The 12,649-nt window shown below is 45.4% G+C and carries 11 protein-coding genes; 1 reads left to right on the top strand and 10 read right to left on the bottom strand.

Annotation, left to right across the window (positions count from 1 at the left end; translation table 11 throughout):
- Positions 1 to 8 precede the first annotated feature (8 nt).
- The 6 genes from AC27IJ_RS09655 to AC27IJ_RS09680 all read right to left on the bottom strand — a co-directional run bounded on the left by AC27IJ_RS09655 (position 9) and on the right by AC27IJ_RS09680 (position 5,287).
- A complete protein-coding gene (locus tag AC27IJ_RS09655; protein ID WP_312442067.1) occupies positions 9 to 707 on the bottom strand; it encodes an ABC transporter ATP-binding protein in 699 nt (232 codons plus the stop codon).
- On the bottom strand, positions 700 to 1,506 hold the full coding sequence (locus AC27IJ_RS09660; RefSeq protein ID WP_312442065.1) for an ABC transporter ATP-binding protein: 807 nt from the start codon (positions 1,504 to 1,506) through the stop codon (positions 700 to 702). Before AC27IJ_RS09660 ends, AC27IJ_RS09655 begins: the two co-directional genes overlap by 8 nt.
- 2 nt (positions 1,507 to 1,508) lie before the next feature.
- Positions 1,509 to 2,525, bottom strand: a complete 1,017-nt coding sequence (locus AC27IJ_RS09665; protein WP_487148566.1) for a branched-chain amino acid ABC transporter permease — start codon at positions 2,523 to 2,525, stop codon at positions 1,509 to 1,511.
- Between the two features lie 11 nt (positions 2,526 to 2,536).
- The gene (locus AC27IJ_RS09670; protein WP_312442061.1) at positions 2,537 to 3,427 is read right to left on the bottom strand and encodes a branched-chain amino acid ABC transporter permease; all 891 of its coding nucleotides are present in this window, start codon (positions 3,425 to 3,427) and stop codon (positions 2,537 to 2,539) included.
- A 105-nt stretch (positions 3,428 to 3,532) separates the two neighbouring features.
- Positions 3,533 to 4,765: an ABC transporter substrate-binding protein gene (locus AC27IJ_RS09675; protein WP_487148568.1), complete on the bottom strand. Its 1,233-nt coding sequence runs from the start codon at positions 4,763 to 4,765 to the stop codon at positions 3,533 to 3,535.
- A gap of 339 nt (positions 4,766 to 5,104) precedes the next feature.
- Entirely contained in the window at positions 5,105 to 5,287 is a 183-nt protein-coding gene (locus AC27IJ_RS09680) for a hypothetical protein (RefSeq protein ID WP_312442056.1), read from the bottom strand.
- A 423-nt stretch (positions 5,288 to 5,710) separates the two neighbouring features.
- Here AC27IJ_RS09680 and AC27IJ_RS09685 point away from each other — a divergent pair, with 423 nt between their 5' ends.
- Positions 5,711 to 7,105, top strand: a complete 1,395-nt coding sequence (locus AC27IJ_RS09685; RefSeq protein ID WP_487148570.1) for a collagen-like domain-containing protein — start codon at positions 5,711 to 5,713, stop codon at positions 7,103 to 7,105.
- Positions 7,106 to 7,500: 395 nt separating this feature from the next.
- Here AC27IJ_RS09685 and AC27IJ_RS09690 read toward each other — a convergent pair whose 3' ends face one another.
- The 4 genes from AC27IJ_RS09690 to AC27IJ_RS09705 form a co-directional block, all read right to left on the bottom strand.
- Positions 7,501 to 8,181 carry a fructose-6-phosphate aldolase gene (locus tag AC27IJ_RS09690; protein ID WP_312442054.1) on the bottom strand — a complete coding sequence of 227 codons (681 nt, stop codon included), beginning with the start codon at positions 8,179 to 8,181 and terminating at the stop codon, positions 7,501 to 7,503.
- A 19-nt stretch (positions 8,182 to 8,200) separates the two neighbouring features.
- Positions 8,201 to 9,127 (bottom strand): glycyl-radical enzyme activating protein, encoded by a 927-nt coding sequence (locus tag AC27IJ_RS09695; protein WP_487148572.1) that lies wholly within the window; start codon positions 9,125 to 9,127, stop codon positions 8,201 to 8,203.
- Between the two features lie 32 nt (positions 9,128 to 9,159).
- Entirely contained in the window at positions 9,160 to 11,514 is a 2,355-nt protein-coding gene (locus AC27IJ_RS09700) for a glycyl radical protein (RefSeq protein WP_487148574.1), read from the bottom strand.
- Between the two features lie 332 nt (positions 11,515 to 11,846).
- On the bottom strand, positions 11,847 to 12,608 hold the full coding sequence (locus AC27IJ_RS09705; RefSeq protein ID WP_312442050.1) for a DeoR/GlpR family DNA-binding transcription regulator: 762 nt from the start codon (positions 12,606 to 12,608) through the stop codon (positions 11,847 to 11,849).
- Between the last annotated feature and the right edge of the window lie 41 nt (positions 12,609 to 12,649).

Raw genomic sequence — 12,649 nt, forward strand, 5'->3', positions numbered from 1 at the left:
GTATCCTCCTATTGTCCAAGATATGCTTTTTTTACCCTGTCATCCTTTAGCAGCTCTCCGGCATTGCCTTCCATGGTAATCTTCCCTGTCTCCATGACATATGCCCTGTTTGATATAGATAAGGCCATTTTTGCATTTTGTTCCACCAGTAGAATGGTGATTCCTTTTTTGTTCACTTCTCTGATAATAGAAAAGATTTCCTTTACCAGCAATGGAGAAAGTCCCATTGACGGTTCATCCATCAGGATCATTTTGGGTTTTGCCATAAGGGCCCGGCCTACGGCTAGCATCTGCTGTTCTCCCCCGGACAAGGTTCCTGCCAGCTGTTTTTTCCGTTCTTTTAAGCGGGAAAAACGTTCAAATATATCTGCCATATTGGCTGCCATGTCTTTTCCATCGGTAAAAGCTCCCATTTCTAAATTCTCCTCTACGGTCATCTGGGGAAAAATATGACGCCCTTCCGGCACATGTGCCAGCTTTAAATTGATGATCTTGCTGGGTTCTGTTTTTATCAAATCAGCTCCGTCAAAGGTAATCTCTCCCTTATCAGCCTTTTTTAACCCTGAAATGGTTCTTAAGATGGTGGTCTTTCCCGCTCCGTTAGCCCCAATGAGGGAAACGATTTCTCCGTCATGAACTTCTAAGGATACTCCATGAATGGCTTCAATGGCTCCGTAAGATACCACCAGATCCTTTACCTTAAGCATCTTCCTCTACCTCCTCATCGTCTTTTCCCAAATAGGCTTCAATGACCTTTGGATGATTGGCAATCTCCTCCGGAGTCCCGGATGCAATGGTAGTGCCAAAATCAAGGACTTTGATCCGCTCACAGATCTTCATGACCAGGCTCATGTCATGCTCGATAAGAAGCACGGAAATCTTAAATTCATCCCGGATATAGTTAATAATCTCCAAAAGTTCTTCCGTTTCCGTAGGGTTCATCCCTGCCGCAGGTTCATCAAGAAGAAGGAGCTTCATATCCGTAGCCAGGGCTCTGGCTATTTCCAGGCGCCTCTGTTCTCCATAAGGAAGATTTCCTGCTTCATAATTTTCTTTTCCACTTAGATGGACAATTTGAAGCAGCTCCCTGGCTTTTTTTGTCAGTTCCTCTTCCTGCTTCCAGTATGACGGTGTACGAAAAACGGCATGGAACAGATTGTAGGAAAGCTTGGCGCTCATGGCTGCCTTTACATTATCAATTACGGTCATTTTCTTAAATAACCGGATATTCTGAAATGTTCTTGCAATTCCCGCCTCAACGATCTGATAGGTCTTTTTTCCATTCATGCGCTGACCATTTAAGTAAAAGGATCCTTCCGTAGGTTTATAAACACCGGTGATCAGATTGAACACGGTGGTTTTTCCCGCACCGTTTGGCCCGATCAGCCCTACCAGCTCCGATTCTCCGATTTCCATATTAAAGCTGTCAACCGCTTTTAATCCGCCGAACTGGATTCCCAGGTTCTGTGCCTTTAATACCGGCTTGGTTCCTTCCGTCCCTGTCATATTTATTCCCCTCCTTCTGTTTTTTTCCGGTTCTTTACCCAACCGCCTTTTCTGCCTGTCAGCCGTTCATATACACGAATGAGGGAAAATTCCCATGCTCCAAAGATACCTCCCGGTTTGAAAATCATAACCAGTATCAGTACTACAGAGTATGCCAGCATACGGTACTGGGAGAACTGTCGCATCATCTCCGGAAGAGAAGAAAGAAAAGCCGCACCGATAATGGACCCGGTAATGGAGCCGATCCCTCCGATGATTACCTCTGAGAGAAGCTCCGCTGAGTACATGAAGTTAAAGTTGGTGGGGATCATGGCTGTCATGTAATGGGCATAAACACCTCCGCCGATTCCTGCAAAGAAAGCAGCTACGGTAAAGGTAAGCACTTTATAATAAGTTACATTGATTCCCGAAGCAGACGCTGCTATGTAATCTTCCCGAATGGCTTTCACCGTTCTGCCAAAGCGGCTGCGTACATACATGTACATGATGGTGATGCAGATCACCATGATCCAGAAGCTCCAATAGAAGTTGGAAAGCTTTAAAATACCACTCATGGTTTTTCCACCGCCTGTAATAGAAAGATTGCAAAAGAGAACCCGTATAATCTCCGCAAAAGCAATGGTCACAATGGCAAGATAATCTCCTCTTAAGCGTAGAGCCGGAATTCCAACCAGGACTCCAGTCATACCTGCTGCAATTCCTCCTGCAAGAAGAGCAACCAGGAATAATGCGATATCCGGCAGTCCTTTTCCTGCAAGTCCATTGGACACAATGGCAGAGGCATATGCCCCCACTGATACAAATCCCGCATGGCCAAGGGAAAATTCGCCCATACAGCCCACTACCAGATTTAAGGAAGCCACCATAATGACCGTATAACAGGCGGTGGTACTGATTCCCTTGATGTACTGAGTGGACCTGCCAAAAACATTGTTTTCAAAAAGCAGGACAAACAGGAAAAAAACTGCCAGAACACCCAGGAAATTAAGGAAATAGCAAACTTTAAACCGTTTTTCCATGGTTCATCCCCCTAAACTTTCTCGCCCACATTCTTGCCAAGAATGCCGGACGGTTTTACCAAAAGAATCACAATCAGAATAGCATAAGTAATCGCTTCATACCAGCCCGGTGCAAAGAGTTTTACATAAATCTCAATGAGGCCAACGAGGATTCCTCCAAGCATGGCTCCGGGAATGACACCGATTCCTCCAAGGACAGCGGCAATAAAGGCCTTAAGTCCCATCATGGAACCCATATCATTGGTGACGCGGGGATATTTGGCACAGTACATAAGGGCTGCAACTGCCGCCAGTGCGGAGCCGATGGCAAAGGTCATGGTAATCACTTTATTGACATTGATTCCCGCAAGAATGGAAGCATCGCGGTCCTGGGGAACTGCCCGCATGGCTTTCCCTATCTTGGTATTCTTAATAAATATCTGAAGGCCTGCCATCATAACTATCCCGATACTGATGGTTAAGATAACATTCAGAGGTAGCGCCACTCCAAGCACATCTACAGAAGGTAAATCAAATATTTTCTGGACATTATGGGGCTTTGCACCAAAAAGGACCATGGCCAGATTTTCAAGAAACAGACTCATGGCAAGTGCTGTAATAAGGGCTGACATGGAGCCTGCCCTGCGGACCGGCTTATAGGCTATCACCTCAACCATGACTCCCACCGCCGCGCATATGACCACGGCAAGGAAAACGGAAATCCATACAGGCATTCCTGCATGGATCATGAAAGGAATGGTATAAAATAAGGTATAGGCTCCAATCATGATAAAATCGCCATGTGCAAAGTTAATCATACGGATGATTCCATATACCATGGTATAACCAAGTGCAATCAAAGCATAGATAGAGCCCTGGTTCAGTCCGTTTATCAGGCTTTGAAAGAATAATGAAAATGTCATAGGATCTTCCTTTCTCAAAAGGAAAATGTGCAACAAAGGCTTTTCAAGTCTTTATGCACATTTCCCTATCATTTTTTCAGATCTTCCTGTAAGATTTTTGCTGATTTATTCCTTTGTTCCTTCCGGCGAAAGAGTCATAAGCCATTTCACCTTGCCGGCTTCAAAGGTATTGATCGCTACGGATTTCTCTGGATCGCCGTTTTCATCCATGGTATAGGTTCCTCCTACACCTGTAAAAGTCATTCCGGTCATCCCCTTTACCAGGGAGGCCGTATCTGATGCACCGCCGTTTTTGGCAGCTTCCACCAGCATGTAAATAGCATCATAGTAAAGAGCCGCACATGCATTTAAGCTTTCCGTACCGTATTTTTCTGTATATTTGGATACGAAATTTACTACGGCCGGAGCGGTATCTTCTGAAGAATAGTGGTTGGTAAAATAGCAGTTCTCAAATTTATCTTCAAAACCTGCCGTATCGGTTCCATCCCAGCCATCGCCGCCCATGACAGCACCGTCAAAGCCTGCATCCCTTGCCGCGCCTATCAGAAGGGGAACCGTATCAAGGAATGCGGGATAAAACAGGAAATCTGCTCCTTTAGCCACTACCTGGGAAGTCTGGGAAGAAAAATCTGTATCCTTTGTGGTACACTCTCCTACATATACCACTTCAATTCCATTTGCCTCGGCATTCTCAATAAATGCATCCTTTAAGCCGTTGGAATAATCATCATCCTTTGCATAAATAACGGCGGCTTTTGTCCAGCCCTTTTCCTTTGCAAACTGCGCTGCCATTTTGCCCTGATACGGGTCAATAAAACAATTCCTGAAAATAGTGGAACCTTTTAAGGTTACGTCTTTATTGGTAGCTCCTGTTGCCAGAAGGAGCATGTTATCTTTGGAAGCCTGTTCGGCAACGGGAAGGGTAACGGAAGAAAAAAAGCTTCCTACTATGGCACCGGGACTTTCCTTCATCAGGCTGTTGTAAGCGTTAATTGCCTGCTTGGCATCACCGCCGTCATCTACTATTTTTCCGCCATTTACGATTTCAACCTTATAATCGAAATCCCCGGAATTGATTTCTTCAACCGCCATAGCAATGGCATTCTGTGCGCCCTCTCCATAAACAGCAGAGCCTCCTGTGACAGGACCATACACGCCGATCTTAATGGTTTTCCCGTCTTCTCCTTCTAGGGTAGACGCTGCATCCTGGGAAGCCGTTGTACTTACAGCGGCTGTACTGCCTCCCGCAGTACTCTGCTGTGCAGATGAACCGCAGCCGGCAAGGAGCGCTGCTGTCATTGCTGTGATAAGAGTTACGGGTAATAATCTTTTTTTCATAATCGCTTCCTCCTCAATCTATTATCATAAAAGACGAAAATAAAGACGGAACAAGGAGGCTTCCCCAAAAATGCAGGGAAAACCTCCTTGTTCTCCTTAAGAAACTTATTTGCTTTATGAATTGGATCACATGCATCACAAAATTTCCATAAGCAAAAAGAGCCGCAACCGTACTGTGTACGCTTGAGACTCCTTTGTTCTCTCGTCTGTATGTTGGTAGGATTATAGCATTTGTATTTTAAGAATTCAAGTGATTTTGTCAACTTTGTGTTTTAGATGGTCTTGACTTAATTTTCTTAATTATTCAATCCGTTTCTGTAAACTTATCCATCACTGTCTTCAGAAAAAACGAGAATTTATCAATAGATATATCTTAATTCTAAACGGGAACACCATCATACAAATATGGATCTTTCTTGTTGGTTCAGGAGCATCTAAAGTAGATAAAGCTAAAGCGTTATCTATCATTTTTTCATGCTCTTTTCTGGTCATTGTAGGGACATCGTATTCTTTGTCAATCATACTTCTCCTCTACTCAAAATTAGCTGACGGTATATTATCAATAAAATTGCAAGGGCACAATCAAGCATATCACATTACTCCAGTTAAACATAATTTTTCTAATAAACTTACTTTATCTTTGTTTCAATAGATGTAATATTATGGCTTCTAATTCTATTAATAAACAGACTTTTATCCGCAAGTTATGATGTAATGCAATGTCTCAAAGTTAACAAACATCAATACGGTCTAATCAGCAATTAAAAGAAGCAAAAATACGGAAAAAGGGGTTCTTCTAGATTTTATCAACAAGTTCCGAATAATGTACTGAATAACCTGAAATTAACACGTTGGTACAAGTAGACATATTTTATATGTATAAAGAATTAAACTTCTTTATGATATTTTAATTGTTAAGTATATAATTATAGAGGGGGAATTTATATGAATGATAATCAATGCTGTAAATGTCGTTGTTCTTGTGAACATAATGGACCTAGATGTTGTTGTCCAGGACCTACTGGGCCGACTGGACCTACTGGGCCGATTGGACCTACTGGGCCTAGAGGCTTACAGGGACTACAAGGACCGACTGGACCGACTGGTGCTACCGGACCGACTGGACCTAGAGGCTTACAAGGACCACAAGGACCGACTGGATCTACTGGACCTACCGGGCCTACCGGGCTTAACGGTGCAACCGGGCCGACTGGACCTACCGGGCCTACCGGACTTAACGGTGCGACCGGACCGACTGGTCCTACCGGGCCGACTGGACCTACTGGTCTTACTGGTGCAACCGGTCCTACTGGGCCGACTGGACCGACTGGACTTACTGGTGCGACTGGTCCTACCGGACCTACCGGGCTTAACGGTGCGACCGGGCCGACTGGTCCTACCGGGCCGACTGGTCTTACTGGTGCAACCGGGCCGACCGGACTTACTGGTGCGACCGGTCCTACTGGTGCGACTGGACCTACCGGACCGACTGGACCTACCGGACTTACCGGTGCGACCGGGCCGACCGGGCCGACTGGACTTACTGGTGCGACCGGGCCTACTGGACCTACCGGACTTACCGGTGCGACCGGGCCTACTGGACCGACTGGACCTACGGGACCGACTGGACCTACCGGACTTACTGGTGCGACCGGGCCTACTGGTGCCCAAGGAACTATTGGACCTACCGGACCTCAAGGACCAGAAGGACCTCAGGGGCCACAGGGGATTGAAGGATCTGTTGGACCTACCGGGCCGACTGGCGCCCAAGGCACTATTGGTCCGACTGGACCTCAGGGACCAGAGGGACCTCAGGGGCCACAGGGGATTGAGGGACCTGTTGGACCTACCGGACCGACTGGACCTACCGGATCTACCGGGCCTACTGGGCCTACTGGGCCTACTGGGCCTACCGGCCCCATTCTACAGCCATTTGTAAATGCAAATATAATCCAGCAAACAGTACCTGGTATGCGGGGTATTGTTACATTTGGAGCAACTACAGCTGTGGGAATTGATTTTATTAATAGCAATACGTTTGTCATTACAAGAGCTGGTCTTTATGCATTGGTGTGCTCATTGAACTTTGCAGTAGGGACGCCGGCAAATACCTATTTTTGGGTATTACTAAATAATAACCCGACGGAGGGTGTTGCGCCGGTATCAAACGCGGATACCGTAGGGGAGATAACGATTTCAAGAGTCAACTTCTATAATGTTGGCGATATTGTCCAAATAGCATCTGGCAACATCGGAACGAGCACGACACTGGAAGAATCGCCTGGAGTTGTAGGCAGCGCCGGCCACTTAATTTTCTTTAGGTTTGCGGATGGAGCATAGTAAAAATTAAATAAAGAATATTCCACAGTTGGTGTTGAGAGTAAAATCGGATATGATGTAACGAATTGAATAAGAGACTAGACATTAATTGACTAGCCGACCTCTCACACCACCGTGGGTACCATTCGGTATACCGTGGAGTTTTCATAGATTTTCAGATAATAGTCATCCATGTGCATAAAGCCTTGGGTGGCTATTAATTTATTCGTAAGTCACTGTTCAGCATAATAGTTGCTCTCCATATACCTTTCCAGCAATACGCAAGCTCTGTACCTTCCATTCAGATAAATTAGGCTTTCTTAATCGTATTTTTTCCACTGCTTCCAGTAGATTGATCAATGCTTCATCACCCTCGTGCAAAGCATATGCGGCAGGCTTATTGCTTAGGCAAATGATTACATGCAGTCTTTCATGGTCCTGCCTGCACCGCACAGCTCTTCAAAATCCTTGGTAAAGGCTCTTACCGCCATCGTTACAGAGTCATTTTTAATCAACCCCTCTATGACATCCGGAGAAATCGTAGACGCGCCGACCCCATACTGGCAAAGTTCCAGAACCTGCTGGGAATTCTTGAAGCTGGCTGCCAGCACTTCTGTTTTTAACCCATTTTTCTTGAATATGTCGTGGATGTCCTTGGCCGTTCTTATGCCATTTGCTCCAAGGTTATCGATCCGGTTTACATACGGTGCCGCATAGTCTGCCCCGGCTTTTCCTGCTAAAAATGCCTGCATCTGGGTGTAAATGGCCGTGGCTGTCACATTGGCCCCTTCTTTTTTCAGGGCTTTCATGGCTTTTAATCCTTCTTTTGTGGTAGGGATCTTTACATAGGTATTCCTCCCAAGCTCCTTTTGGATCCTGTGAGCCTCCTCAATCATTCCCCCAGTATCTGCTGCAACCACCTGCACATGAAGTTCCGCTTCCGGCCCAATAAATTCACGGATTTCCTTCAGTGTCTCAAAAGGCTGCTTTCCGTTTTTCGCGAGAATGCTGGGATTGGTCGTAACACCATCTACTGCAAATATGTCGTATACCTCTTTAATCTTCTCAATGTTTGCATCATCAATAATAAATTTCATGCCTTTGCTCCTCCTCTTCTCATGATTCTAAGATGATATGGTCTACCCCGTTAGATCTGGCGATTTTTGCAAACAGCTCCATGTCCTGACGGGAGTAGGGTTTTGGGTTATCATTAAAACAATAGGTTTTGTCAACCAAATGGTACTTAGCTTCCCCCAGGGGGTTGTAATTCAGTATTTCATATGACACTTCCTTGTAAACCTCTGAAATAAACCGGCTGATTCCTGCAATGTTATCTTCCTCAGTGGTAAGCCCCGGAATCATTGGGGTACGGATGGTAACATGGTCTCTATTCTCAGATTCCAGCAAAAGACGAATATTTTTTTTGATCCGCTCATTGGTCACACCGATATATTTTTTATGGGCTTCCGGGTCAAAAATCTTAAAATCCGCATAAATCAGATCCATCCACGGGAGTACCGCCTCCAGCGTTTCTGTTGGTACATGGAGAGCCGTTTCAATCGCCGTGTGGATGTTCCTTTTCTTCATCTCCTTTAAAAAGGAGAGGACAAACTCCGGCTGGAGCAGCGGCTCTCCCCCGGAGAGAGTAACACCGCCGCCGTATTTATAAAAAGGGGCATCCTTAAGTACCTCTTCCACAACCTCTTCCACGGTCATCCTGGTGCTGTCCCATAGGATTGCCCCGGAAGGGCATTCCTCTATGATCCGGTCCCAGTCCTCCGCTTTTGTAATATCAAGCCGGATTCCCTTTTCTGTCATGAAGATACCGCCGTTTTCAGAAAGCAGGTAACAGATCTGGCAGCCAATGCATTTGTTCGGGAAGTGCAATGGTCTTACCGACTTACTGATCCCTTCCGGATTATGACACCATACGCAGGTTAAGGGACAGCCCTTTAAAAATACGGTTGTCCGGATTCCCCCGCCGTCATGGGTGGAAAAACGGCGGATATCAAAGACAGTTCCTTTTACCGTCCTCTCCTCCATATTGATTCCCTCCATATGTTTTATGTCTCCCATCAGATATCTGCGTAGCTGGTCCTTGCGATGATTTCATTCTGAAGCTCATCGGCAAGCTCCGTAAAATAAGCGGTATATCCGGCTACCCGGATGGTAAGGCTTCGATGCTGTTCCGGATTTTTCTTTGCCGCAATCAAATCTTCCTTCCTGACCACATTGAATTGGATATGAGGAATCTCCAGATCCACAAAGGTTCTTAAAAACAAGGCAAACTTATCGATTCCCTGCTGTGTGCGGAAAAATTCCGGCAAAAACTTCATATTAAGAAGACCTCCGTTTGTAGTCAGGTTTTTATCCAGCTTTGATACGGATTTCAGCACTGCCGTAGGCCCCGTGATATCTCTTCCATAGACTGGGGACATTCCGCCATCAGCCAGCGGCTCTCTTGTATGCCTGCCGTCCGGCGAAGCCCCTACATTCTCTCCCATGGGGACATGCGCGGAAACCGTATACATGCCTGTATGGTATATTCCGCCTCTGTAATTGGTATACCGGGACAGGCGCTTTTTAAAATATTCCGCCCATTTGGTCCCCAACTGGTCCACCCAGTCTACATCATTGCCGAATTTAGGCACTTTGTTTAAAAGGATGGTACGCAGCACTTCTTTTCCTTCAAAATCATTTTTAAGCGCTTCCAGCAGTTCTCCGGCCTCTGCTTTATGTTTATCAAATATAAGCAGCTTTATGGCCGCCAGACTGTCCGCTAAATTGGCCACCTGAATCATCTGGATTCCGGAGAAGTTGTATTTCGCTCCTCCCGCAGTCACATCCATCCCCTTTTTCATGCATTCATCAATGACGGAGGACAGGAATGGAGACGGAAGCAAGTCTATATGAGCTTTTTCTACCTCCTCACAGGCCTTTACCATCAACTCCATGTATTCATCTATGTATCTCTGAAATACGGCTTCCAGTTCTTCGTAGGTTTCATAAGTGGTTAAGTCCCCATAGTTGGGGGCCAGCTGTTCCTCGGTCAGAAGGCATTTTCCACCTGTCAGTGTCAGTTCCAGGACCTTGTTTAAATTAAACATGGCGGCATCGCTCCAACCCAGATTATTTCCCTGGGTGGTAAGCTCCACGCAGCCCACAATGGCATAGTCCCTGGCATCTTTTTGGTCTACTCCCAGTTCTTCCATGGCTGGAATCACTGCCTTATCATTGAAAAACTGGGGCATGCCGCTTCCCTTTGAAACCACCTTGACCGACTGTTTTAAAAGATCGTCTCCCGTATGTTCATGGAGCCTTACGGAAAGATTCGGCTGGGGAAGCCCTAAGTGCTCCTGAGCTTTTAGCAGTAGAAAGGAGAGATCATTGACAAAATCATTTCCCTCTGCATCCTGCCCTCCTATGGCAATATTAAATCCAATGGGGAAACCTGCGAAAAACTTGGCGCTGTTAGCATTACGCATATATACAATCTCATTAAATTTCAGCCACAGGCACTCAATAATCTCTAATGCTCCCTGTTCATTAAGGCACCCTTCCTTTCTGTCCCGGTCAAAATATTCCCAAAGGAATTCATCCATCCTTCCCGGCGAAAAGGAAGAAGCATTGGATTCCATATGGAGAATCACAAAAAGAAACCACAAAGACTGTACCGCCTCATGGAACGTTTCCGGCGGCTGTTCGGACAGCTTTTTGCAGATGCGGGCCACTTCTTCCATGCTGCCGCGCCTGTAACCATCCTCTTCCCCCTGGGCCATGTCCAGCAGAAGCTTATGATAACGCTGCATGAAATGAATGGCTCCGTCCATCACAAGGGATACGCTTTTAAAGAAATCCTTCTGGCGCCCGCCTGCAATTCTCAAACGGTCATCTGCTTCCCGTTTGATTCCTGCCGGTCCTTTGTGAAGCCACTCCTTACAGTTTGGGCATATATGCCCCTGGGCATGGTCTTTCTGGTTGATCTTCACGACCTTTGCAATATGATCGATCTCTTTTCCGCAGCGTTCCCACAGCACATCTTCCAGAGACTTTCCCTTCCAGTAGGGCCTTATTACCTCACGAAAATATGTAATGTCTTCCGGTCTGATCTCAAATCTGTCCTGTGGCCTGGTCGGAAGGGTTTCAAACTCCCGGTCCACCCAGGTACTTCCGCTTTCCGGAAAAACAACGCCATACCGTACCCCGGCCGTCCGGTTGCCCACAATCAATTCTTCCGGTTCAGCGTGGATTTCCAGCTGTTTCAATGCAGCCTTTAAAGACAACGCCCGCTGGATGATTCTCGGCTTTTCTTCATTTGCCTTATAGATATCCGTAATGATTTTCGCCTGCTCAACAGACGCGTATCTTGGCTCTGACAACATCTTTTTTTTCAGGATGCTGATACGTTCTGTCAACAACAGAGTTTCCACGGGATTCCTCCTGTTTATTATTTATTTTTATTACTTTTTCTGATTTTAGTATATTACCCTCGATTGTTTTTGTCAACGATATCTTTATTATTTTTTATTACTTTTTATTTCTTTAAAAATGTACTTATCAGTAATAATTTTAGTCTTATGAAGCACAATGAGGGCGCCTGTCTGGCTGGAATGTGGATTCTTCAGCAACAATATTACTGAAGGAAATTACGTGTCCCTGCAAATGGAGTCATTAATGAAACATTCTTTCCTGGATAAAACAAAAAAACATGCCCTCCCTCCATCGAAATGGAAAAGCATGTTTTTTACCTTGACTTTCATCTTTATAACCACTCAATATTAAATTCTTTCAATTTTTCTTCTATTTCGGCAGGCGGCTTACTTTCCATCACAGCGCCGGTAAAACTATCAATTCTTGCATATTTATAAGTGCCGTCGGTGTTAAATTTCCTGGTCTCCAGCATCATATAGGCGTTTTTACTCACTTCCAGCACCGCACTTTTTGTAAGCCCGTCTTCCACCATATAGGTCGAAACGTTATTTTCAAACACATCAACTCCAACTGCACCGAGGAATGCGATGTCAAACCGGAAATCTGAGATCTGCTTATTGGTAAAGCTTCCTACAAACCCATCTTTTCCTATGCTGAAGGCCCCTCCGATAAAAATGAGCCTGGCTGTGGCAGGTACCATGAATTCCAGCATAATGTCCACCATATTTGTAACAACTGTGATATTTAAAGAGGATTTCGTAATGAGCTTTGCCAGTTCCAGATTTGCAGTCGAAATATCCAGGAATACCATATCCCCGTCCTTAATCAGTTCCATGGCTTTAGAAGCAATCTTCTGCTTTGCCTCAGTATTCTTGTCCTTCCTTTGGGACACGTTCAAGTCATGAACATTGACCCTTTTTTTCATGGCTCCGCCATATGTTTTTTTTAAAAGCCCCTTATTTTCAAGAAACGTCAGGTCTTTCCGTATGCTGTCTTCCGTGACCTGGTACTTCTCGCTGAGTTCTTTTACGCGCACGGAACCATTTTTGTTGACAAGCGCCACAATTTGATTCTGCCTTTCTTCTGCAAACATACGACCGCCTCCGATTATTACTTTTTCCTATTATATCATAC

This window comes from Lacrimispora sp. YZC11 (genome assembly GCF_057543815.1).